Source organism: Candidatus Pelagibacter sp. HIMB1695, from assembly GCF_052047655.1.
GTDB lineage: Bacteria > Pseudomonadota > Alphaproteobacteria > Pelagibacterales > Pelagibacteraceae > Pelagibacter.
In genome coordinates this window covers 685,195-708,407 of sequence record NZ_JBNAJT010000001.1, presented here as the reverse complement: position 1 = coordinate 708,407, position 23,213 = coordinate 685,195, and the positions used below count along the sequence as shown (strand labels likewise).

Sequence of the window (23,213 nt, the reverse complement as noted above, 5' to 3'; positions counted from 1 at the left end):
GGTGAGAGAAAAAGTATTAATTTCCACTGGAGGTTCTGGAGGACATGTAATTCCTGCAGTTACAATTCATGACCATTTAAAAGAAAAATATGACACAATAATCTCAACAGATTCTAGAGGATTAAAATATTTAGAAAAAAATAATTATAGATCTATTTTAATAGATACACCAAAGTTTAATAGCTTAATACTTTTTCCTTTTATATTATTTAAAGTCTTAATATTAACAATTAATTCTCTAAAAATATTAAAAAAAGAAAAAATTTCTTACTTAATTTCAACAGGTGGGTACATGTCCTTACCTTTATGTTTAGCAGCAAAAATTCTAAATATTAAAATTTTTTTAATTGAACCAAATATGGTTTTAGGAAGAGCTAATAAATTTTTTTTAAATTTTTCTAAAAAATTAATTTGTTATTCAACAAACTTAAAAAATTATCCAAAAAAATTTGAAAATCAGAAAAAAATTTCAAAACCTTTAATAAGAAAAAAATATTATGAAGCAAATTTATATAAAAAAGATGTAAATTTATTTACCATTATGATTATTGGAGGTAGTCAAGGAGCTAAAATTTTTGATACACTTATAAATGAATCAATTTTGAGTGTCTCAAAATCTTGCTTAATTAATGTAATTCATCAAACTAGTGAAAAAAACATAAACTATTTAAAAAACTTTTATAAAATTAATAATATAGAAAGCAATGTTTTTAGTTTTGACCAAAATTTAAATGATTTTATGAAACAGTCTGATTTATGTATATCAAGGTCAGGCGCTTCAAGCTTAGCTGAAATGTCATTAATGAATGTTCCTTTTATCGCCATACCACTTCCTAGCTCCAAGGATAATCATCAATATGAAAATGCTAAATATTATTATGATAAAAATTGTTGTTGGATAATTGATCAAAAAAAATTTGATAAAAAGAAATTTGAAGAATTATTGTTGAAAATATCAAAGAAAGATGAAGATTATGTCTTAAAAAAACAAAATCTAAAAAAATTAAATTATCAAAATACTTGGAATAATGTTAATCAAAATTTATTGGAAATTTTAAATGAAAATTGAATTAGCCAAATCAGAAGTTATTCATTTTGTTGGTATAGGCGGGATAGGGATGAGTGGCCTTTCAATGATTATGAAGAGAAAAGGTTTTAAAGTTCAAGGAAGCGATATCTCAAATAATAAAAATATTAATAGGATTAGAAAAGAAAAAATCAAAGTTTACGTTGGACATAAAAAAAAGAATATAAGTAAGGCTACAATTTTGGTTGTTTCTTCAGCAATTAAACAAAATAACCCGGAATTAATTGAAGCAAAATCAAAAGGTCTACCAATATACAAAAGAGGCGAAATGCTAGCAAACATTGTGTCTCTTTCTAAAAATATAGTAGTTGTTGGATCTCATGGCAAAACAACAACCACTTCGTTAATTGCATCAATTTTTCAAAATACAAAAATAGACCCTACGATTATTAATGGAGGAGTTATAAATTCAATCAATAATACAGCAAAATTAGGTAAAAGTGATTGGTCTATTTTGGAGGCAGATGAGTCTGATGGTAGCTTTATATTTATTCCCCCAACTTATTCTATCATAACTAACATTGATAGAGAACACATGGATTTTTATAATTCGATGAAAAAATTAAATAAATATTTTATTGATTTTATTGAGAAGGTTCCACCTTTTGGAAAATCGTTTATCTGTTTAGATGATAAGAATAACAAAAATCTAATAAAAAATATTAAAAAGAAAAATTTCTATACATACGGTGAAGATCCTAAATCAAACTTTTCTATAAAAAATATACATCAATTTAAAGAATTTTCAAAATTTGATTTATTAATAAAATTACCAAATAAAAAAAATCGATATTTAAAAAATATAATAATTCCTCTACTTGGAAATCATAATATTAAAAATGCAGTTGCTGCACTTGCAGTATCGTTGACTGTTGGAATATCAATATTTGACATAAAAAAAGGACTCAGAAATTTTAAAGGTGTTCAAAGAAGATTTAATAAGATTTTTTCTTTTAATAATGTTGATTTTTTTGATGACTATGCACATCACCCAACTGAGATAAGAGAAGTACTTAATGGAGTCATGAAAGTTTATAAAGGATATGAGAAGATATGTATTTTTCAACCCCATAGAATATCAAGAGTAAAAGATTTAAAAAAAGAGTTTAGTTTTGCTTTTAGAGATGCTGATAAAGTAATTTTATTTCCAATTTATAATGCTGGTGAAAAAATGAAACTTGGATTTAGTTATCTAAGTTTTGCAAAACAAATTATTAAAAATTCGAGGGTTGAATTATTAATGATCGAGGATCAATTGCAATTAGCAAAATATGTAAAAAGTAACATTTATGGAAAAAAAATTGTCATTGGTATGGGCGCTGGTTCAATTTCAAGCTGGATGAGAGAATTACCCAAACATTTATAATGAAAACTAATTTGAAAGAACTGTCAGAAGAGTTTGGTCAAAACTTAAAGCTAGACTGTGATTTAAAAAAAAAAAATTGGTTTAATATTGGTGGCAAAGCTAAAATTTATTTTAAAGCAGATAATTTAAAAGATTTAATAAAATTTTTAAAAATTATAGAAAATAAAGAAAATATTTTTGTCTTAGGTGGAGGATCAAACACATTAATAACTGACGATAAATATGACGGTGTAGTAATCAAGCTTGCAAATAATTTTAATAATTTATCAGTTTTGTCAGATGATATAATTATTGCAGGAAGTACTGTTAGTGACAAAGCACTATCAGAATTTGCATTAGAAAATAGTTTAGGTGGTTTTGAATTTTTGTCTTGTATACCAGGTACAGTTGGCGGTGGAATTAAAATGAATGCTGGTTGTTTTAATAGAGAATTTAAAGATATTCTTGTTTCAGTTCAAGCAGTTACTAAAACTGGACAGGTAATAACTATACCTGCAAAAGATATAAATTTTAAGTATAGAGATAGTGGTTTATCTGATGACCTTATTTTTTTAAGCGCCTCATTAAAAGGTTTTAAGAAAGAAAAACAATTAATTCAAAAAGAAATGAGTTTTTTAAAAGAAAAAAAAGAAAAAGCACAACCAACAAGAATTAAAACCAGCGGAAGCACTTTTAAAAATCCTTTAGATCAATCTGAAAAAAAGGTTTGGGAACTAATAAAAGAGTCTGTTCCATTAGATATTTCTTTTGGTGATGCATATATTTCAGAAAAACACTGTAATTTTTTTGTAAATAAAGGTAATGCTAAATTTAAAGACATGAAGAATTTGATCGAATATGTCTCAAAAAATGTCTTTGATAAAACAGGTGTAAAGTTAGAAACTGAAATTAAAATTTTAGAATAAATTGAAAAAAAAAATACTAATACTTTCAGGTGGAATATCAAAGGAGAGATTGATAAGTCTTGATACAGGTAAACAGGTTGCTAAAGAGCTGAAAAAGAATGGTTATAAAATTCAGATTTCTGAACCAGATAGATCTTTATCTTTAAATATCAAAAAATTTAAACCTGATATAATTTTTAATGCATTGCATGGTCAATTTGGAGAGGATGGATATATCCAAAGTATTTTAGAGAAATTTAAAATTCCATATACTCATTCTGGTGTTGTTGCTTCATCTTTAGCTATGGATAAAGAAATCTCAAAAAAAATTTTTATAAAAAATAAAATTAATACACCAAAATTTTTTGTTTATAATTATGGTTATAAATCATCAACCTTAATAAAAAAAATCCAGTCAAAATTAAAATTTCCTGTCGTCATAAAACCTTTAAATGAGGGTTCAAGTGTTAATGTTTTTATATGCAACAAATCTAATCTAACACAAAAAGTAAAGTCATTAAAAGATTACAAAAAAATTATGGTTGAGGAATTTATTGGAGGAAGAGAAATTCAAGTAGCAATTATGGGCAATAAAAAACTTGGAGCAATTGAATTAAAACCCAAAAGAGCTTTCTATGATTATCAAGCAAAGTACAACACAAATGCAAAAACTAAACATATAATACCTGTTGATTTACCAAATAAAAAATTGAAACAAGCATTGAATATTGCGTTTAAAGCACACAAGATTATTGGTTGTTCTGGTGTAACACGTTCAGATTTTAAATATTTTAATGGAAAATTTTATCTTTTAGAAATTAACACACAACCTGGTATGACAAAATTATCTCTCGTACCTGAAATAGCTTCTTATGAAGGAATAAGCTTTTTGAAATTAATTGAATGGATTTTGAAAGATGCATCAAAGAAAAAGTAAAAAAGTCTTAATTTACTTTTTTTTGTTAGTTTTAGTGGGCTCTATAAATAATAATTCAATAAATAATCTAAAATTTCAAAAAATTAAAAATATAAATATTTTTGGTTTAGATGAAGAAGATCAAAAAATAATAATTTATAATTTAAATAATTTAGATTTAAAAAACATTTTTTTTATTAGTAAAAAAAAAATTCAAAATATAATTGAGTCCAATTCATTAGTTGAAGAGTATAATGTTATAAAAAAATATCCTCATTCATTTGATATTAATATTAAGAAAACAAATTTTATTGCTAGGATTAATAAAAATGGAGAGTTTTTTTTATTAGGTAACAATGGCAAACTATCAAATAATGATATTTCAAATATACAACTACCGTACATATTTGGTAACCCAGAGCTAAGTGAGGTAGTTAAATTAAAAAAAATAATTGATCAGTCAAATATTGATTATTCACAAATAAAATCTCTATATTATTTTAAATTAAAAAGATGGGATATAAAATTTACTAACAATTTATTAATTAAACTACCTGAGAAAATTGAAAAAGAAACTTTAGATAAAATATCAACTTTTTTGAAAAATATTAAATTTAAAAATAAAAAAATTGTAGATGCTAGAATAAAAAATCAAATTATAATTTTACATGAATAAAGAAATTAATTTTGAAACTTATTTAATTATCTCTTATGAAAAGTTTGAAATATTTTTATTAGATATTAAAAATCATAAAGATATATATCAGGAAGAACTTAAATTTAGAGATGTTTCAGAAAAACTAGATTTTAATCTTTTAAATGAGTTTTTAGAAAACAATATTTTTAAAATTGAAAAATTAGCTGGAAATTTTATAAACAATATAAATATAGTAATCGAAAATAAATCAATTCTCACATCTAACATAAGTATAAAAAAAAAAAATTATACTGGAGAAATTACTTATGTATTATTGGAAAGTATGCTTACAGATGTCAAAGATTTATTTAAAGAAAATTACAATCAATATAAATTGATACATATGATAATTGATAAATATATAATTGACGGCATAAGTTATTCTTCTTTGCAAGATCAAATTAGTAATAATGAAGTTTGTTTAGAAATTAAACTAATTTCAATATCAAATATAATAATACTTGAAATTGAAAACATTTTAAAAAAATATCAAATACAAGTGAATAATTTCTTAGACAAAGGATATGTAAAAGATTTTTCCTTAATTAAACAATTAGACATTTCTCAAATGGCACATAATTTGAAAAATGGTATGAATAAGAATGAAATTCAAATATCCTCAAAATTCTCGAAGAAACTTGGTTTTTTTGAAAAATTTTTTCAATTATTTAGTTAATTTTGTTTTTTCTCGTAACAATAGTTGTTTTTAATTAATCCAACATTCAAATTAAAAACATGAAGTGTCTTACTTAAACCAAAAAACAATAAAAAATAAAATTTCATTTAGTGGAATTGCTCTTCATAGTGGTCTACATGTAAATGTTTGTATTAAACCAGCATCTCCCAACAATGGTATAGTTTTTAAGAGAGTGGATTTAAAAAGTAATAATTTGGTTTATCCAAATTTTATGAATGTCACCAACACATCTTTAAACACAACTATTGAAAATGAATTTGGAGTAAAGGTTTCAACTATTGAACACTTAATGTGTGCACTATTTGGAATGAGTATAGATAATGCAATAATTGAAATTGATAATGAAGAAGTTCCAATACTAGATGGATCAGCAAAAATCTTCATTGAAAAAATTATTTCAGGTGGAATTGAAATTTCAGAGTCACCAATAAAAATAATTAAAATAAATAAGGAAGTAAATTATTCTGATGGTGAACGTTATATAAATATTAAACCATCAACATTAAGTTTAGATATTGATTTTGAGTTAAAATATAAAAATCCAATTATTGGAAATCAAAGAAATAGATTTAAAATATATGAAGATGATTTGTCAGATGTTTATAACTCAAGAACATTTTGTCTTTATGAAGATATAGAAATGATAAAAAAAAATGGACTAGCAAAAGGTGGAAGTTTAGAAAATGCTATAGTAGTAAAAAATAAAGAAATTTTAAATTCAGAGGGACTTAGAAATAAAAAAGAATTTGTAAACCATAAAATTCTTGATTGCATTGGTGATCTTTATACATCTGGTTATAGAATTTTAGGAAGTGTTAAATGTTCTCAAGGTGGACACCATCTTACAAACCAATTGTTAAGAAAACTTTTTCAAAACAGAGAAAATTTTTCAATAATTGAGATTAAAGAGAAAAATCTTCCACATTCTTTAATCAACAAAAATTTATTAAAATCTATTGCATAAAAATTCTAGATTACTTTTTAATAATCTTTAAAAGTAATAAGTGTTTATGAATTTTAAAAAACTTTTATTTTTAATAATTAGTGCAATGATTATCTCTTCTTGCTCTAAAGATCCAATTACTAATTCTGTAATTAGTGAAAAAAATTTAGATCTTCAATTATTGGAAGCCTACAAAGAAGGAGTTTTGTCTTTAGAGGCTGGAGATGTGTTGTATGCTGCAAAAAAATTTAATGAAGCTGAAACTTTATACCCACAATCTGAATGGGCTCCTAAATCATCACTAATGGCAGCATATTCTTATTATTCACAAGATTATTACTTAGACTCAATTGCTGAATTAACTAGATTTAAAAAAGTGTATCCAAAACATAAAGATTTAGATTATGCTAATTATCTTCTTGGAATATGTTACTATGAACAAATAGTTGATGAAAAAAAGGATTTAAATTCAATAAAGAAAGCTAAAGATCAATTTATATCCTTAATAAATAATTATCCAAATTCAGAATACGCAACAGATGCAGAGTATAAAATTGATTATATAAATGAAATTTTGGCCTCAAAAGAAATGTATATAGGTAGATACTATTTTAACAAAAAAAAATGGATACCAGCAATAAATCGCTTTCGAAACGTCATTGATGATTATTATACTTCAGTATATGTAGAAGAGGCTTTATATAGATTGGTAGAAATTTATTACACATTAGGACTTGAACAAGAAGCACAAAAGTATGCTTTTACATTAGGTTATAATTATAAATCATCTAAATGGTATGAAAAATCTTATGAAATTTTTAATAAAAGTTATAAAATTAAAAAATTCAATAAAAATAAAAAAGAAAACTCAATTTTAAATAAAGTTAAATCTCTAATAAATTGAGATGAACAAGAAAGAAATTAAACTTCAATATTTAAAAAAAATTGAATTAATAAAAAAATATAATGATCATTACTATGATAAAAGTAATCCACTAGTTACTGATCAAGCTTATGATAAATTAAAAAATGAGATTGAAAAACTTGAAATTGATTATAGTTTTTTAAAATCAGAAAGTTCTCCGACCAAAACTGTTGGACATAAACCCTCAAAAAATTTTAGCAAATCATTGCACAAAGTACCTATGTTGTCTTTAGCAAATGCTTTTACAGAAGAAGATTTGGTTAATTTTGAGAAGAAAATTAAAAATTTTTTATCTTTAGAAGATAAAATAAAAATATTTTATAGTGCCGAACCTAAGATTGATGGGATATCAGCATCTTTGACCTATAAAAACAGAAAATTTTATATGGGACTTTCCAGAGGTGACGGTAAAGAAGGAGAGGATATAACTGAAAACCTTGCAACTATAGTTGATATTCCAAAAGTCATCTCCTCTAAAGATTTTCCTGAAGAAATAGACATTAGAGGAGAGGTATTTATTCAGAATAGTGATTTTAAAAATTTAAGAGAAAAATTTGCAAACCCTAGAAATGCTGCATCTGGATCTTTAAGACAAAAAAATCCAAATGATACAAAAAAAATTCCTTTAAAATTTATTGCATACACTTTTGGATATGAAAAAGGTTTGCTAGTAAACAATCAGTCTGACTATATTAAAAAATTAAATGATTGGGGATTTAAAACAAATCCATTTAATAAACTGATTTGGGGAGTTAAAAATTTAATAATTAATTATAATGAAATTGAGAAAAAAAGGGCAAACTTAGACTTTGACATAGATGGGATCGTTTACAAGGTAAATGATTTTGCTATGCAAAAAAGATTAGGAAATGTTGCCAACGCACCAAGGTGGGCTATTGCTCATAAATTTTCATCCTACAAAGCAGTTTCTAAAATATTAGATATAGAAATCCAGATAGGTAGGACTGGTGCCTTAACACCAGTGGCAAAAATAAAACCAATTAATATAGGTGGTGTTATAGTTTCAAATGCAACATTACATAATGAAGATGAAATTAATAGAAAAGATATAAGAGTAGGTGATATAGCAGTTATAGAAAGAGCAGGTGATGTTATACCTCATATACTTTCAACAGATAAACAAAAAAGATCAAAAAATTCAAAAAAATTTGTTTTTCCAAAAAATTGTCCATCATGTGGTTCAGAAACAATTAAAGAATTAAATAAAGTTACAAAAAAAGTTGATGCAGTTAGGAGATGTTCCAGTGAAGGTTATGATTGTGAAAAAATCTCAATAGAGAAATTAAAACACTTTGTCTCAAAAGATGCATTTAATATAGACGGCTTTGGGAAAAAAATAGTTGAAAGTTTTTGGAAGCTAAATTTAGTTAAATTTCCACAGGATATTTTTAATTTAGATTTTTCAAAAATTCAAAATTTAGATGGTTGGGGCAAACTTTCTGTACAAAATTTAAAATATTCAATTGATCAAAAAAAAAATATCTCTTTAGAAAGATTTATATATTCTCTGGGTATAAGACATATAGGTTTAGAAAATGCAAAATTACTTTCTAAACATTTTATATCATTTTCAAAATTTAAAAATTTATCTAAACAAAATGACTATGAAGATTTGTTAAATATTGATGGTATTGGTGAAACACAAATAAGTTCAATTAAGAGTTTTTTTTCAAATAAAACCAACAAAAAAGTTTTAAATGAACTAGATAAGTTTTTAGTAATTAAAGATACTGTCCAAGTCTCAAATGATGGTTTATTAAATAATAAGACATTTTTAGTTACTGGAAAACTAAACGGAATTAGCAGAGCAGAAGTTAAATCACTAATTGAAGAAAATTCTGGAAAAACAATTAGCAGTGTATCTAAAAAACTAAATTTTTTAATAATTGGTGAAAAACCAACTAAAAAGAAAGTGGATTATGCTAAAGAATTAAAAGTAAAAATTATTGATCAAGCTGAATTTTTGAAAATGCTAAATAAAACTAGCTAGCCACTTTTTTTCATTTGAATTTAAATACTTAGATATTTTTGAGTAAACATCTAAATGATATTTGAATAGATAGTTTTTTTCTTTAGCTGTTAATAAATTAAAATTAATTAAATTTTTTTCTATAGGAGCCATTGTTAAATTTTGAAAAAATAAATTTTTCCTTATTCTTTTAACATAAACTAAATTTTCAATCCTAATTCCATATTCATTGGTTTTATAATACCCGGGTTCATTACTTAAAATCATACCTTCTTGTATTTTTATTCTATTTATTTTGCTAATAGATTGAGGTCCTTCATGAACATTAAGAAAAAAACCAACACCATGTCCTGTGCCATGTGCATAATCTAAGTTACTTTTATTTAAAAATTCTCTTGCTCTCTTATCAATTTTTTTTCCTGTATTATCTTTGTTAAGATTAGTTGTAGCTACTGCAATATGACCTTTTAATACTTTTGTAAAAATATTTTTGATACTTTGTTTTTGATTTGAAAAAGATATTGTTCTTGTAACATCAGTTGTACCATATTTATATTGTCCACCTGAATCACATAATAAAATATCTTTTTTGTTAATAGTTCTGCAATTTTCTTTCTTTGCACGGTAATGTACAATAGCCCCATTTTTGCCTGTGCCTGCTATCGTATCAAAACTAGGATAGAGAAAGTTTTTATTTAATTTTCTAAAATTTTCCAATTTCTTAGCCACTTCTACTTCTGTAATTTTTTTTTTATTAGTTTTTTTTATCCAAAATAAAAATTTTGTTAATGCTACTCCATCTAATATATGCGCATAAATCATATTTTTAATCTCAGTTTTATTTTTGATTGCTTTTAAAAGATAAATTGGATCTGCTTTTTCTATGATCTTAAATTTAGACTTAATTAAATTTTCATAAAATATTGAACAAGATTTATCGTCCACAATGAAATTCTTCCCTTTAAGTTTTAAAATCCTTTTTGGTAAATCATTTGTATCTAAAAATTCATCTTTCTTAATAATTTTATCTTTTAGTAAATGCCTACATTTTTTAAGGTTACTTATGAGTAGTATTTTTTTTGATTTAGATATTATCAATCTTGAATTGGGGATAGGACTATTTGGGCCGTCACTACCACGAATATTTAAAGTCCATGCAACATTTTCTGGTGCACTAATAAAAATATAATCTGATTTGTTTTTTTTTAAATATTTAGTTATTTTATTTAATTTAGAATTAATACTTTCACCAACAATATTTTTTTTTAAAGAAAAAAATGGAATAGATTTATGTTCCTTCTGTTTTTTTATTTCATCAATTAAATTTTTTTCAATATGTTTAATTTTATTATATTTTAAAAAATATTTTTTTATTTGAGTATTGGTAAATAATTTTGGATCTATGCCGAGTGTAAGATTTTTAAATAAACTACAATTTATTAATTTTTCAAATCCATAAATTTTAAAATGTTTTCCACTCTCAATTTTACTTTGAATTGTATATCTTCCATCAGTGAACAAATAATTTTTATTTTTAAGAATAATGGCTAAACCTGCTGATCCGCTAAAGTTTGAGATAATCTCTAATCTATTCAATTTCGAATATTCTGTAAAAAAATCATCATTTTTTGGAATTACATAACCATCAATTTCATATTTCTTAAATTTACTTCTAAGTTCTTTTATGTAATTTTTCATTTAATTTTCTTTTGATATCTCATCCAACCAGGACTTCTTGTACCTTCCTCAATTTCAAAATCTTGATTAAACTCAAAATCATCATCATTGTTAATTTCTTCATCAAAGAAAGAATTTTTTTCTAAATGTTTTTCTGGTAATTCATCAATGAAACGTGAAGCCATACTATCAATCCAATCTCCTTGGTAAAATCTATTCATTGAGAAAGAAATTATAGCTTTTTTCTTTGCTCTTGTAATTCCTACATACGCTAGACGTCTTTCTTCCTCTAGGCCATTTTGACCTTTTTCTTCGATAGATTTTTGATGTGGAAACAATCCTTCCTCCCAACCAGGTAAAAATACAACATCAAATTCTAAACCTTTTGCTGCATGCATGGTCATCATGTTAATTTTTTCACCATCCCATTTTTGATCTACAGAGGTTGCTAAAGACACATGTTCTAAAAAACTTTCTAAATTATCAAATTCTTTCATGGCACTTAATAACTCTTTAATATTTTCTAATCTGTTTTCATTATCTAAATCTTTTTTATTTTTAAGCATGGCTGAATATCCTGATTCATCCAAAACAATTTGCAATAACTTTATATGATTTGATTTTTTTATAATTAAATCGTTTCGCCATTTCACAAGTGAATTAATAAACAAATTAAGTCCAATTTTAGCTTTTGGCTTAATTAAATTTTGCTCAAGCATTTTAATTGATGCTCTTTCTAAATTTAAATTTTCTTCCTTAGCAAACTCATGAATATTTTTTAAGGTACTATCACCTATTGATCTTTTTGGATTGTTAACAATTCTTTCAAAAGCTAAGTCATCTTTCTCTTGATGAATTAATCTTAAGTATGCGACACAATCTTTAATCTCAGCTCTTTCATAAAATTTTGTTCCACCTAATATTCTATAGGGCATACCAATTTTCAGAAATCGCTCTTCAAATTCACGTGTTTGAAAAATAGCTCTAACTAAAATTGCAATGTTATTGTAAGAAAATTTTTTTTTTATTTTTTTTTCAACTTCATCTGAAACTCCAATAGCTTCATCTTTACCATTTTTAAAACAGTTTAATTGAACTAAATCACCTTCTTCCATTGTAGTAATCAACGTTTTTCCGACTCTATTTTGATTATTAGAAATAAGGTTTGAAGCAACTGACAATATATTCTGTGAAGATCTATAATTTTGTTCTAATCTTATTACTTTAGTGTTCTCATAAACTTGGTCAAACTCTAAAAAATTTTTAATCTCAGCACCTCTCCAGCTATAAATTGATTGATCATCATCACCAACACAGCAAATATTTTTATTTTTTTCAGATAGAAGATTAAGCCATTTACTTTGAATAAAGTTTGTATCTTGATATTCATCAACTAAGATATATTTAAAATTTTTAGAATATATTTCTCTAATATCAGGATTAAGTTCAAAAATTTTTACTGTATGTAAAATTAAATCACCAAAATCACAGGAATTTAAATCAGTTAATTTTTGTTGGTATATTTTGTATAATGGAAGAACAGTTTTCTCATATATATCTTTTTTATTTATAATTACTTCACCCGGATAAAAACCTTTATTCTTCCACCTATCAATTATTGCGAGTATAAATCTCGGAGATAATTGTTTGATATCAATATTTTCTGCTTTGCATATATTCTTTATTAATCTAATCTGGTCGTCAGTATCTATAATAGTGAAATTCGAGTTTAATCGTGCAGCTGAAGCATGTTTTCTTAATAATTTCGCACAAATTGAATGAAAAGTTCCCAACCAAGAAAGACCAACAGCAGCTGATCCTAAAATCCTGCTCACTCTATTTTGCATTTCTTTGGCTGCTTTATTTGTAAATGTGACTGCTAGAATTTGATTTGGAAAAGCTTTTTTTTCATTAATTATATTTGCTATTCTTGAAGTTAAAACTTTGGTTTTTCCTGAACCAGCACCAGCCACGATTAAAAGAGGACCATCGAGATGCATTACAGCCTCTTTTTGTGCTTCATTTAAATTATTTAAATATTCTCTATTTATCATTCAAAATAATGTTTTATAAGATTATTACTCAAAATGAATAACCCTAAATATATCGCTAGTTTTTTTAAAAAATTCAGTAAATTTATTAATAATCTATTAGAGAAAAATTTAAACAAGTTAAATGTTTATAATTTTAAAAGTTTATTAATTAACAATAAAATATTTTTATCTATTGTCGCACTAGTTATTTTGTTTTTATCATACCTTTCATTCCCAAATATTCACAATAAAGAAGAAGTAGCTTTAGAAATTAAAAAAAATTTAAAAAACAAATTAAACCTGGAGTTTAATTTTCAAGAAGATTTAGATTATAAATTTTTACCAAGACCTCATTTTACTACAAATAATTCCTCAATTAATTTTAAAGGAGACGAAATTACAAAAATAAAAAAACTTAAAGTTTATATCTCTTTGGAAAATTTATTTTCTTTAAAAAATATTAAATTAAATCATGTCATCTTAGAACAAGCAAATTTTAATTTAAATAAAGAAAATTACAATTTTTTTTATAATTTATTAGATGGTAATTTTAGTGATTTTAGATTTGAAATATTAAAAAGTAATGTTTTTTATAGAAGTTTAGAAAATGAAGTTTTATTTATTAATAATATCAAAAATGCAAATTATTATTTCGATCCTAAAGAAATTAAAAATATCCTTGATGCAAATAATGAGATATTTAATTTACCTTATTCAATCAAAATTTTTGAAGATAAAATTGAAAAAAAGGTATATTCTTCAATAAATATAGAAAGTTTAAGACTTAAAATAAACAATCAAACTTCGTATGATCACACAAATTATTTGGGTTTTTCAGAAATAAATTTAATAAACTCAAAAAATTTATTGGAATACCAATTAAAAGATAATTTGTTTGAGTTTAAATTTTTTGATAAATTACAAAATCCAGAGTTTTCTTACATAGGTAAGTTTAATTTTAAACCATTTTACTCAAATATAACAGGTAATACTGATAAAATAAATCTTTCGCCTTTGTTTTCGTCAAGTGCAATTATAAAAGAGCTTCTAAAAACAGAAATTTTAAATAATAAAAATGTTGATTTTAATTTAATAGTTGCTGGAAATAATATTAAAGAATTTGATGATTTTAAAAATGTTTTGTTAAAATTTAAAATTCAAGAGGGTTTAGTTGATATTGATCAATCAAAAATAACTTGGAAAAATAATATTGATTTTGAGTTTTTAGATAGCCTAATATTTGTAAATGAAGGAAAATTAGTTTTAGATTCAAATATCGAAATTGTTATAAATAATCCAAATGAATTTTATAAGTTCTTACTTACCCCAAAAAATTTGAGAAAAAAAATTAGTAAAGTTAATGTTAACTTCACTTATTTATTCGATGAAAAAAATATCAAAGTTAAGAACATTATAATAGATGGAAAAACACTTAAAAAATCTAAATATTCTTTTGATGATATTTTACTAAAAGATAATAATTTACAAAATAAAATTTATTTCAAAAACTTATTGAATGATGTAATAAAAAATTACGTTGGATAAATCATTTTCTTAGGATCAACAATTCTCTCATAGTTTTTTTCACTAATTAATCCTGTTTTTAAAGTTTCATGTTTTAGTGTTGTGTTATTCTTCAAAGCTGTTTTAGCTATTTTTGCAGCATTATCATAACCTATGTGTGGAGCTAAAGCTGTTACTAGCATTAAAGAATTATCTAAATGTTCTTTTATTCTCTTTTCATTTGCTTTAATTCCTTTAACACAATAAAGCGCAAAATTTTTTGTACTGTCTGCTAATAAGTCAATAGATTGCAAAATGTTATGGGCAATTAATGGCTTAAATACATTTAATTCAAAATGACCATGTGATCCAGCCATAGTAATTCCATTGTGATTTCCAATTACATTTGCACATACCATTGTAACTGCTTCACACTGAGTTGGATTTACTTTTCCAGGCATTATCGATGAACCAGGTTCATTTTCTGGTAATATCAATTCTCCATATCCAGCTCGAGGTCCAGATCCTAGAAAACGAATATCATTTGAAATTTTCATTAATGCAACAGCGCATGTATTTAATATCCCAGAGAAATTTACTATTGCATCGTGTGCTGCAAGTTCAGCAAATTTATTTGGTGCAGGTTTAAATTTTATTTTAGTAAATGTTGAAATTTCTTTAACAATTTTTTTATCAAAATTTTTTTTTGAGTTTATTCCTGTTCCAACAGCTGTACCTCCTTGAGCTAAAAATAGAATTTCTTTTAATGCGTATTCGATTCTTTCAATGCATTTTTTTAATTGTGCATGATATCCAGAAAACTCTTGACCAAGAGATAACGGAGTTGCATCTTGAAGATGAGTTCTTCCAATTTTAACTATTTTTTTAAATTCTATAGATTTTTTCTTTAATTCTTTTTCTAAAATTTTTAAACTTGGCAACATTTTAGTTAAAGTTTGTGTTGCTACAGAAATATGCATTGCGGTTGGAAAAACATCATTAGTAGATTGAGATTTGTTTACATGATCATTTGGATGTACAGGTTTTTTAGTTCCTTTCTTTCCTCCTAAAATTTCTATAGCTCTATTTGCAATTACTTCATTGACATTCATGTTTGTTTGAGTCCCGGAGCCTGTTTGCCAAACTTTTAAAGGAAAATTCTCATCTAATTTTCCTTTAATCACTTCGTCTGAAGCTTTGATAATTGCTTTTGAAATCTTACTACTAATTAATTTATCTTTAGCATGAACTATAGCAGCTGATCTTTTAATAATAGCAATAGATTTTATTATTGAAATATTTACTAATATTTTACCAATGTTAAAAAATTTATTTGATCTTTGAGTTGATGCACCCCAGTATTTATCATTGGGTACACTTATATTTCCAATACTGTCAAATTCTTTTCTTAATTTCATTGATTAATTTTTAAGTACAAATAATTATATTAATACAATAAATTTATAAAAACTTACAGGAGCAATATGTCGAATTTTAGTAAAGTTGGAACTTTTATGAAAACTTTTGGTCAAGATGTTAAAACTCAGCCATCTTTTAGCACTGATAAAATAAATAAATTGAGAATAGATCTAATTAAAGAGGAGCTAGATGAGCTTAATGAAGCTATGAATAATAAAGATTTACTAGAAGTTGCTGATGCACTTACAGATATTTTGTATGTAACATATGGAGCAGGACATGCTTTTGGAATAGATTTAGATAAATGTTTTGAAGAAGTTCAAAACTCAAATATGAGCAAACTAGATGAAAATGGAAAACCTATTTATAATGAAGCTGGAAAAGTTATGAAAGGTCCTAACTATTTTAAACCAGATCTATCTAAGTTTGTAAGTTAAATTTCTAGCTTAAAGTCAACTGCAGTAGCACTATGAGTAATGCTTCCTACAGAAATTCTATTTACTCCAGTTGAAGCTATTGCTTTAACAGTTTTTAAATTAACATTGCCTGAAGCCTCTGTTTCATAAAATCTTTTAGCAATTTTAACCGCATTTCTTAAATTTTTAATATTCATATTATCTAGCAGAATAGTATTAAACTTTAATCCTAAAATTGATTTTAGTTGATTAATTGTATCAACTTCTACTGTAATTTTTTTCCCTTTTTTATTTTTAACTGCCTTAATAACCAAAGTTTTTAAATCTGAACTCGCAATGTGATTGTCTTTTATTAAGTATTCATCACTTAAATTAAATCTGTGGTTTGTTCCACCACCTACCTTTACAGCATATTTTTGAATTACTCTAAGGTTCGGAATTGTTTTTCTTGTACAACAAATTTTAGTGTTTTTTCCAGCTAATCTAACAAATTCATTTGTCATAGTCGCTATTCCAGAAATATGAGACAAAAAGTTTAAAGCAACTCTTTCAGCAATTAAAATATTTTTTGCCTTTCCTTTTATCAAAGCAATCAAAGAACCTTTTCTAACCCTCGAACCATCTTTTTTTTTAATAATAAATTTTATTTTATTATCAATTAAGGAAAAGGTTTGCTTAGCAAACAATAATCCAGCAACAACTGCATTTTGATTTGATATTAATTTTACAGTTACAATCTTATCATTATTAATTAAGGCCGAAGTGATATCTCCTGAGGGATAAAGATCTTCGTTTAGAGCTAACTTAACGGTACTTTTAATAAATTCTTTGCTTAATTTAATTTTTGACACTTATATTATCTGCCAATGGCTGCCATTCTCTCTACAGATATTCTGGCTTTATCAATAGTTTCTTTGTCCATTATGATTTCACCAGTCTCATTTTCTAAACAATCTAAAATTTTAGGTAAAGTAATTTTTTTCATGTGTGGACACATATTACATGGTTTAACAAAATCTACATTTGGATTTTCTATTTGAATGTTATCACTCATAGAACATTCAGTTACCATCATTACTTTCTTTGGTTGATTATCTTTTACATATTTTATCATTCCAGAAGTAGAACCTGCAAAATCACTTGCTTCAATTACATCAGGTGGACACTCTGGATGAGCAATAATTTTTATTCCAGGATTGTTTTTTCTAATATCCTCAATTTCTTTTTTATTAAATTGGTCGTGTACTATACAAATTCCTTTCCAGGATATAATTTCTACATCAGTCTGAGATGCAACGTACTTTGCAAGGTAATCATCAGGTAAAAATATCACTCTTTTTACACCAAGTGATTTAACAATTTTGACTGCATTAGCTGATGTGCAACAAACATCTGTTTCAGCTTTTACTTCAGCTGAAGTATTTACGTAAGATACTACAGGAACACCTGGGTACTTCTCTTTTAGTAATCTAACATCTTTACCAGTAATTGAGGATGATAAAGAACAACCTGCTTCCATATCAGGTAAAATTACTTTTTTATTAGGGCTCATTAATTTTGCAGTTTCAGCCATAAAGTGAACTCCTGCCATTAAAATTATATCTGCTGAAGTTTTTGAGGCTTCTATAGCTAGCGCGAGTGAGTCTGCAGAGAAATCAGCAACACCATGATAAATTTCTGGTGTTTGATAGTTGTGAGCTAAAATAACTGCATTCTTTTCTTTTTTTAATTTATTAATTTTATGAATGTATGGCGCATGCACTGACCATTCTATCTCAGGCATCACCTTTGAAATTTTTTGGTAAATTGGATCTGTTGCTTTACGTACTTCTTGTGTAAATTCCATAAAGTTTTTTACCAATTTGATACATACTTGTCATTCATTTATTATGAGACATATCGCGGTCGTGCTGAAATTGGTAGACAGGCACGGTTGAGGGCCGTGTGGACTTAGTCCATGAGAGTTCGAGTCTCTCCGACCGCACCAAATTTCTATTTTTAACTAATCCAATTGGGTTTTTTTACACTTATTGAAGCTTCTTTAGTTTTAAATTCAAGTTTTTCATCAAAGTTTTCATCTAAAAATTTGATTAAAGCGAAGGGGTAATCATTATTTATTAATACTTTACCTATTTCATTTTCATTATTAAAAATACCTTCTCCTTCGTTTAATTTTCCGTAAATTATGTTTATAGGCATTAATCTTTTTGAAAGTTTATTTTTTAATTTAATTCTAGCTGTATTTTCTTGGCCTACGTAACAACCTTTTTTAAAATCAATTCCATTTAGTTCTTCAAAATTACATTCAATACCAAACAATTTATCTTGTAATTTGTTTAAATCTTTTGGAACTATTCCTAGTTTATGACTTAATGAATAGTATTCGTTTACATCTGTATCGTGGAGATCTAGTTTTTTTAAGGATAAGTAAAGTTTTTCTAAATTAATAATTAATCTTGCTCCTAATTGTTTATTTCTTGGATCTAAAAAAATAGGATCTTCTCTGTATTTAATAGTAAATCCTGATTGATTTTTTGCTTCATCAAATTTCAAAAATTTTTCACTAGAAAAAGCTGCTACAACAAATTCATTACTTAGGTTAAGTATTTCAACTTTAGATCTTAGTTTATATAGAGATAACTGTCTAAATAATCCATCTGCTTGATGCTTTTCACAGTCTAAAAGAAATCCTGATTTATGTTTTACAATTATAAATTCATATAAAAATTTTCCCTGTGCAGTTAACAAAGATGCAAAACAACTATTAACTTCATTTACTTTATTTATGTCATTACTAATAATATTTTGTAGAAAATCTTTTGCATCTTCTCCATTTATGTAGAGTATTGATCTATCTTCTAAAATATAAACATTTTTAATATTCATAATTGATTAATTATAGATTGTAATATAATAACAATTTCTCGGAATGTTAGATCTTTTAATCAAAAATGGACAATGTTACATCGATGGTGAATTAAAAGATGTTGATGTTGCAATAAATGATGGAAAAATTCAAAAGATTGGTCAAATTTCAGATGAAGCAAAAGAAACAATTAATGTTGAAGGTCAAACAGTTTTACCTGGTTGTATAGATACCCAAACACATTTTAGAGAACCTGGATCAACTGATACTGAAGATCTTCATTCAGGAAGTAGGGCGGCAATAGCAGGAGGAATTACTAGTGTATTTGAAATGCCAAATACTAATCCTCCAACTTCAAACATGAAAGAATTTCAAAGAAAACTAGATCTTGCAAAAAATAGAATGTATTGTAACTACGCTTTTTACTTTGGCGCAACTGCTGATAATGCAGACGATTTAGCTAGCTTAAAAGATTTAGAGGGTTGTTGTGGAATTAAGCTTTTTGCTGGCTCTTCGACTGGTAATTTATTAGTTGCTGAAGAAGATGATATAGATAAAGTTTTTCAAAACGCTTCCAAAGTCGTTGCAGTGCATTCCGAAGATGAGGCGATATTAAAAATTAATAAAAAATTAATTAAAGAAGGAGATGTTCACACACATCCCGTATGGAGGAGCGCAGAGTGTGCCATAGCATCCACAAGAAGAATAGTTAGAATAGCAGAAAAACATAAGAAAAAAGCTCATGTTCTTCATATAACAACTAAAGAAGAAATTGATTTTCTCTCTCAGCATAAAGGTAACATTACTTTTGAGATAACTCCTCAACATCTAACCCTTTATGCTCCAGATTGTTATGACAAACTTGGAACATATGCTCAGATGAATCCACCAATAAGGGATAAATCTCATTATGATAGATTATGGTATGGGGTCAGAAACAACTTTAATGATACTATTGGATCAGATCATGCACCTCATTTAAAAGAAAACAAAGATAAAGTTTATCCTAATACTCCATCAGGGATGCCAGGTGTTCAAACTTTAATGCCTGTAATGTTAAATCATATTAATGATGGAAAGCTAAGTTTAAATCAATTGATGAATCTTGTTTGTGAAAATCCAATCAAGATTTTTGGTATTAAAAATAAAGGTTTTATAAAAGAAGGGTATGATGCTGATTTTACAATTGTGGATATGAATAAAACAATTGAAATTAAAAATGAAAATATTGAGAGCAAATGTAAATGGTCTCCATTTAATGGATTTAAATTTAAAGGAACACCCACGCATACTATCATTGCAGGAAAAATTAAAATGCAGGATGGTAAAATTTTAGGAGATCCAGAAGGAACTCCTTTGCAATTTAGTTAAGCTTAACTGTAAAGCTATTTACTAGAATTACTCCCAACACAATTAAAAATAATCCTAATACTGCTTGCCAAGCTAAAGTTTGTTTAAAAAATATATATCCCAGTATAGCAATTGTAAAAATTCCTAAACCACTCCATGTCGCGTATACAATTGCAATTGGAAGTTTGTTTACAACAAAAGTTAATAAATAAAATGCACAAAGATAAAAAATTGATAGAGCAACTGTAGGTATAACTTTAGTAAAGTTTTGAGAAACTGGCAGCAACATCGTTCCAGCAACTTCACAAAAAATTGCAGCAATTAAAAATATATAAGTTTTAACCATTATTTAAAATTTTATGATTTACTAAATCATCTTTTATTTCATTTAGTATTGTTGGATCATCTATTGTTGGTGGAATTTTATAATCAACACCATCCGCAATTTTTCTTATTGTTCCTCTTAAAATTTTTCCTGATCTTGTTTTTGGTAATCTTTTTATAACAATAACAGTCTTAAACGCAGCAACAGGACCAATTTTATCTCTTACCATTTGCACACATTCTTTCGAAATAGTTTCATTATCTTTTTCGACACCTGATTTTAAAACCACTAAACCAATTGGTAATTGGCCTTTTAATTTGTCTGCAATTCCAAGAACAGCACATTCAGCAACTGATTGATGTTCAGATAAAACTTCTTCAATTGCTCCAGTTGATAATCTGTGACCAGCAACATTAATAATGTCATCTGTCCTAGACATGATCCAAATGTAACCATCATCATCAATGTGACCTGCATCATAGGTTTGATAATAGCCTTCATAATTAGTCATATAGTTTTCTTTGTATCTTTGATCTGCATTCCAAAGAGTTGGGAATGTACCAGGAGGCAAAGGTAGTTTTACAACAATGTCTCCCATTTCATTAGGATTAGCTAAAGATTGGTCTGGTTTAATGATTTTCACATTATATCCAGGAACTGCTTTACAAGCTGAGCCATATTTGGTCTCCATCATTTCAATTCCAGTACAATTTGAGCTGATTGCCCAGCTAGTCTCGGTTTGCCACCAGTGATCAATCACAGGAACCTTTAATAAATTTTCAGCCCACTTGATAGTGTCTGGATCTGCTCTTTCCCCAGCAAGAAACAAGCTTTCAAAACTAGATAAATCATATTTTGAGAAAAATTTACCTTCAGGATCCTCCTTCTTTATAGCTCTAAATGCAGTTGGTGCAGTGAATAATGATTTTACTTTATAATCTGAAATAATTTTCCAGAAAGCACCAGCATCAGGAGTTCCAACTGGTTTTCCTTCAAATAAAACTGTAGTACATCCTTTGAACAAAGGAGCATAAACTATGTATGAGTGCCCAACAATCCAACCAATATCACTTGCGGACCACCATATATCGTCAGTATCAATATTGTAGATATTCTTCATAGTCCATTTAAGAGCAACGATATGGCCACCAGTATCTCTTACAATTCCTTTTGGTGTTCCAGTTGTTCCAGATGTATAGAGGATGTAAGCAAACTCATTTGAATTCATTTCAACACAATCAGCATCTTTTGCATTAGAGATTGCTTCTTCCCAACTTATCTCTGTTGGAGCATTTAATTTGACCTCGTTACCTGGTCTTTGAAACAAAATCATCTTTTCAATTTTATGATTTGCAATTTTTAAGGCTTCATCTACTAAAGGTTTGTACTCAACTGTCCTTCCTGGCTCAAAACCACATGAAGCAGTGACCAATAGTTTTGCTTTACTGTCATCTATTCTGCTTGCAAGTTCATTCGATGCAAATCCTCCAAAGACAACTGAGTGTATAGCTCCAATTCTTGCGCACGCAAGCATAGCAATTACCGCCTCAGGGATCATAGGCATGTAAATGATTACTCTGTCTCCTTTATTTACATCTTGTTGTTTTAAAGCACCTGCAAATTTTGATACTTTTGCTCTTAGTTCCTCATAAGTGAACTTAGCTTTATTACCTGTAATAGGACTGTCATAGATTAAAGCAGTTTTTTGCCCTCTTCTTTGATCGATATGAATGTCTAGAGCGTTATAACAAGTGTTAGTAACACCATCCTCGAACCATTTATAGAAAGGAGGATTAGATTTATTTAAAATTTTTGTTGGTTTTTTAAACCAAAAGATATTTTCACTTGCTTCTTGCCAAAATTTTTCAGGATTATTTATAGAATTTTCATAAATACTTTGAAATTTTTCTGACATTCTAATTTGATTCGATTTTTGTAATTTTTTTGGTTTTTAACTTATAAATTGTATTTAATTTTAAAAATTAAGTAAAATCAATGCAAATTAATAACAATTAAGTCTTCATAAAACTAATTTTATTTGCTATTTAACCCCAACTTTGGCTTAGGGTTACTTAAGTCTAGTTTATATAAACTAATAAATAAAAACTAACGAAGAGGG

The 23,213-nt window shown here is 26.4% G+C and carries 19 protein-coding genes, 1 tRNA gene and 1 pseudogene; 13 read left to right on the top strand and 8 right to left on the bottom strand.

From position 1 onward, the window contains the following. Position 1 precedes the first annotated feature (1 nt). From ACTTAX_RS03900 to ligA, 9 genes are all read left to right on the top strand, one after another. The gene (locus ACTTAX_RS03900; RefSeq protein WP_440693013.1) at positions 2–1,069 is read left to right on the top strand and encodes a UDP-N-acetylglucosamine--N-acetylmuramyl-(pentapeptide) pyrophosphoryl-undecaprenol N-acetylglucosamine transferase; all 1,068 of its coding nucleotides are present in this window, start codon (positions 2–4) and stop codon (positions 1,067–1,069) included. Then, complete coding sequence (murC, locus tag ACTTAX_RS03895) at positions 1,059–2,453, top strand: UDP-N-acetylmuramate--L-alanine ligase (protein ID WP_440693011.1); 1,395 nt, start codon at positions 1,059–1,061, stop codon at positions 2,451–2,453. The genes ACTTAX_RS03900 and murC overlap by 11 nt, the downstream gene beginning before the upstream one ends. After that, a complete protein-coding gene (gene murB / locus ACTTAX_RS03890; protein WP_440693009.1) occupies positions 2,453–3,358 on the top strand; it encodes a UDP-N-acetylmuramate dehydrogenase in 906 nt (301 codons plus the stop codon). The genes murC and murB overlap by 1 nt, the downstream gene beginning before the upstream one ends. Before the next feature lies 1 nt (position 3,359). Next, positions 3,360–4,274, top strand: a complete 915-nt coding sequence (locus ACTTAX_RS03885; RefSeq protein ID WP_440693007.1) for a D-alanine--D-alanine ligase — start codon at positions 3,360–3,362, stop codon at positions 4,272–4,274. Further along, the gene (locus tag ACTTAX_RS03880; RefSeq protein WP_440693005.1) at positions 4,255–4,929 is read left to right on the top strand and encodes a cell division protein FtsQ/DivIB; all 675 of its coding nucleotides are present in this window, start codon (positions 4,255–4,257) and stop codon (positions 4,927–4,929) included. Before ACTTAX_RS03885 ends, ACTTAX_RS03880 begins: the two co-directional genes overlap by 20 nt. Next, the gene (locus ACTTAX_RS03875) at positions 4,922–5,626 is read left to right on the top strand and encodes a hypothetical protein (protein ID WP_440693003.1); all 705 of its coding nucleotides are present in this window, start codon (positions 4,922–4,924) and stop codon (positions 5,624–5,626) included. Before ACTTAX_RS03880 ends, ACTTAX_RS03875 begins: the two co-directional genes overlap by 8 nt. A 64-nt stretch (positions 5,627–5,690) precedes the next feature. Continuing rightward, positions 5,691–6,611 carry a UDP-3-O-acyl-N-acetylglucosamine deacetylase gene (lpxC, locus tag ACTTAX_RS03870; protein WP_440693001.1) on the top strand — a complete coding sequence of 307 codons (921 nt, stop codon included), beginning with the start codon at positions 5,691–5,693 and terminating at the stop codon, positions 6,609–6,611. Between the two features lie 46 nt (positions 6,612–6,657). Beyond that, positions 6,658–7,494 carry an outer membrane protein assembly factor BamD gene (locus ACTTAX_RS03865; RefSeq protein ID WP_440692999.1) on the top strand — a complete coding sequence of 279 codons (837 nt, stop codon included), beginning with the start codon at positions 6,658–6,660 and terminating at the stop codon, positions 7,492–7,494. Position 7,495: 1 nt separating this feature from the next. Next, positions 7,496–9,526, top strand: a complete 2,031-nt coding sequence (ligA, locus tag ACTTAX_RS03860; protein ID WP_440692997.1) for an NAD-dependent DNA ligase LigA — start codon at positions 7,496–7,498, stop codon at positions 9,524–9,526. Here the strand turns inward: ligA and ACTTAX_RS03855 are convergent. Both ACTTAX_RS03855 and ACTTAX_RS03850 read right to left on the bottom strand, forming a co-directional pair. Beyond that, positions 9,509–11,203, bottom strand: coding sequence for a M24 family metallopeptidase (locus tag ACTTAX_RS03855; protein ID WP_440692995.1), 1,695 nt, complete (start codon positions 11,201–11,203; stop codon positions 9,509–9,511). The genes ligA and ACTTAX_RS03855 overlap by 18 nt on opposite strands. Further along, positions 11,200–13,236, bottom strand: a complete 2,037-nt coding sequence (locus ACTTAX_RS03850) for an ATP-dependent helicase (RefSeq protein ID WP_440692993.1) — start codon at positions 13,234–13,236, stop codon at positions 11,200–11,202. The genes ACTTAX_RS03855 and ACTTAX_RS03850 overlap by 4 nt, the downstream gene beginning before the upstream one ends. Before the next feature lie 33 nt (positions 13,237–13,269). On the opposite strand from ACTTAX_RS03850, the gene ACTTAX_RS03845 reads away from it, so the two are divergent. Further along, entirely contained in the window at positions 13,270–14,760 is a 1,491-nt protein-coding gene (locus tag ACTTAX_RS03845) for a hypothetical protein (protein ID WP_440692992.1), read from the top strand. Here the strand turns inward: ACTTAX_RS03845 and fumC are convergent. Beyond that, positions 14,748–16,136, bottom strand: coding sequence for a class II fumarate hydratase (fumC, locus tag ACTTAX_RS03840; RefSeq protein ID WP_440692990.1), 1,389 nt, complete (start codon positions 16,134–16,136; stop codon positions 14,748–14,750). The two genes, ACTTAX_RS03845 and fumC, sit on opposite strands and share 13 nt — an antisense overlap. Before the next feature lie 66 nt (positions 16,137–16,202). Here fumC and ACTTAX_RS03835 point away from each other — a divergent pair, with 66 nt between their 5' ends. Then, positions 16,203–16,574 carry a phosphoribosyl-ATP diphosphatase gene (locus tag ACTTAX_RS03835; RefSeq protein ID WP_440692988.1) on the top strand — a complete coding sequence of 124 codons (372 nt, stop codon included), beginning with the start codon at positions 16,203–16,205 and terminating at the stop codon, positions 16,572–16,574. On the opposite strand, the gene nadC is transcribed toward ACTTAX_RS03835, so the two are convergent. Next, a complete protein-coding gene (gene nadC / locus ACTTAX_RS03830) occupies positions 16,571–17,404 on the bottom strand; it encodes a carboxylating nicotinate-nucleotide diphosphorylase (protein WP_440692986.1) in 834 nt (277 codons plus the stop codon). The genes ACTTAX_RS03835 and nadC overlap by 4 nt on opposite strands. A gap of 5 nt (positions 17,405–17,409) precedes the next feature. Continuing rightward, complete coding sequence (gene nadA, locus ACTTAX_RS03825; RefSeq protein ID WP_440692984.1) at positions 17,410–18,399, bottom strand: quinolinate synthase NadA; 990 nt, start codon at positions 18,397–18,399, stop codon at positions 17,410–17,412. A gap of 55 nt (positions 18,400–18,454) precedes the next feature. On the opposite strand from nadA, the gene ACTTAX_RS03820 reads away from it, so the two are divergent. Continuing rightward, a tRNA-Leu gene (locus ACTTAX_RS03820) sits at positions 18,455–18,540 on the top strand. A gap of 11 nt (positions 18,541–18,551) precedes the next feature. Here the strand turns inward: ACTTAX_RS03820 and ygfZ are convergent. Continuing rightward, positions 18,552–19,439, bottom strand: coding sequence for a CAF17-like 4Fe-4S cluster assembly/insertion protein YgfZ (gene ygfZ / locus ACTTAX_RS03815; protein WP_440692982.1), 888 nt, complete (start codon positions 19,437–19,439; stop codon positions 18,552–18,554). Between the two features lie 43 nt (positions 19,440–19,482). On the opposite strand from ygfZ, the gene ACTTAX_RS03810 reads away from it, so the two are divergent. After that, a complete protein-coding gene (locus tag ACTTAX_RS03810) occupies positions 19,483–20,790 on the top strand; it encodes a dihydroorotase (protein ID WP_440692980.1) in 1,308 nt (435 codons plus the stop codon). On the opposite strand, the gene ACTTAX_RS03805 is transcribed toward ACTTAX_RS03810, so the two are convergent. Both ACTTAX_RS03805 and ACTTAX_RS03800 read right to left on the bottom strand, forming a co-directional pair. Further along, positions 20,783–21,115 carry a DMT family transporter gene (locus ACTTAX_RS03805; RefSeq protein ID WP_440618775.1) on the bottom strand — a complete coding sequence of 111 codons (333 nt, stop codon included), beginning with the start codon at positions 21,113–21,115 and terminating at the stop codon, positions 20,783–20,785. The genes ACTTAX_RS03810 and ACTTAX_RS03805 overlap by 8 nt on opposite strands. Next, positions 21,108–23,027 (bottom strand): annotated as a pseudogene (locus tag ACTTAX_RS03800) (propionyl-CoA synthetase); the annotation flags it as partial. The pseudogene ACTTAX_RS03800 and the gene ACTTAX_RS03805, both read right to left, overlap by 8 nt. Positions 23,028–23,213: the final 186 nt, after the last annotated feature.

Bases quoted from the DNA above. Each gene is read 5' to 3' on its own strand.
- murC (WP_440693011.1), top strand. From the start codon at position 1,059: ATGAAAATTGAATTAGCCAAATCAGAAGTTATTCATTTTGTTGGTATA.
- murB (WP_440693009.1), top strand. From the start codon at position 2,453: ATGAAAACTAATTTGAAAGAACTGTCAGAAGAGTTTGGTCAAAACTTA.
- ACTTAX_RS03880 (WP_440693005.1), top strand. From the start codon at position 4,255: ATGCATCAAAGAAAAAGTAAAAAAGTCTTAATTTACTTTTTTTTGTTA.
- ACTTAX_RS03875 (WP_440693003.1), top strand. From the start codon at position 4,922: ATGAATAAAGAAATTAATTTTGAAACTTATTTAATTATCTCTTATGAA.
- ACTTAX_RS03865 (WP_440692999.1), top strand. From the start codon at position 6,658: ATGAATTTTAAAAAACTTTTATTTTTAATAATTAGTGCAATGATTATC.
- ligA (WP_440692997.1), top strand. From the start codon at position 7,496: ATGAACAAGAAAGAAATTAAACTTCAATATTTAAAAAAAATTGAATTA.
- ACTTAX_RS03855 (WP_440692995.1), bottom strand. From the start codon at position 11,203: ATGAAAAATTACATAAAAGAACTTAGAAGTAAATTTAAGAAATATGAA.
- ACTTAX_RS03850 (WP_440692993.1), bottom strand. From the start codon at position 13,236: ATGATAAATAGAGAATATTTAAATAATTTAAATGAAGCACAAAAAGAG.
- ACTTAX_RS03845 (WP_440692992.1), top strand. From the start codon at position 13,270: ATGAATAACCCTAAATATATCGCTAGTTTTTTTAAAAAATTCAGTAAA.
- fumC (WP_440692990.1), bottom strand. From the start codon at position 16,136: ATGAAATTAAGAAAAGAATTTGACAGTATTGGAAATATAAGTGTACCC.
- ACTTAX_RS03835 (WP_440692988.1), top strand. From the start codon at position 16,203: ATGTCGAATTTTAGTAAAGTTGGAACTTTTATGAAAACTTTTGGTCAA.
- nadA (WP_440692984.1), bottom strand. From the start codon at position 18,399: ATGGAATTTACACAAGAAGTACGTAAAGCAACAGATCCAATTTACCAA.
- ygfZ (WP_440692982.1), bottom strand. From the start codon at position 19,439: ATGAATATTAAAAATGTTTATATTTTAGAAGATAGATCAATACTCTAC.
- ACTTAX_RS03810 (WP_440692980.1), top strand. From the start codon at position 19,483: ATGTTAGATCTTTTAATCAAAAATGGACAATGTTACATCGATGGTGAA.
- ACTTAX_RS03805 (WP_440618775.1), bottom strand. From the start codon at position 21,115: ATGGTTAAAACTTATATATTTTTAATTGCTGCAATTTTTTGTGAAGTT.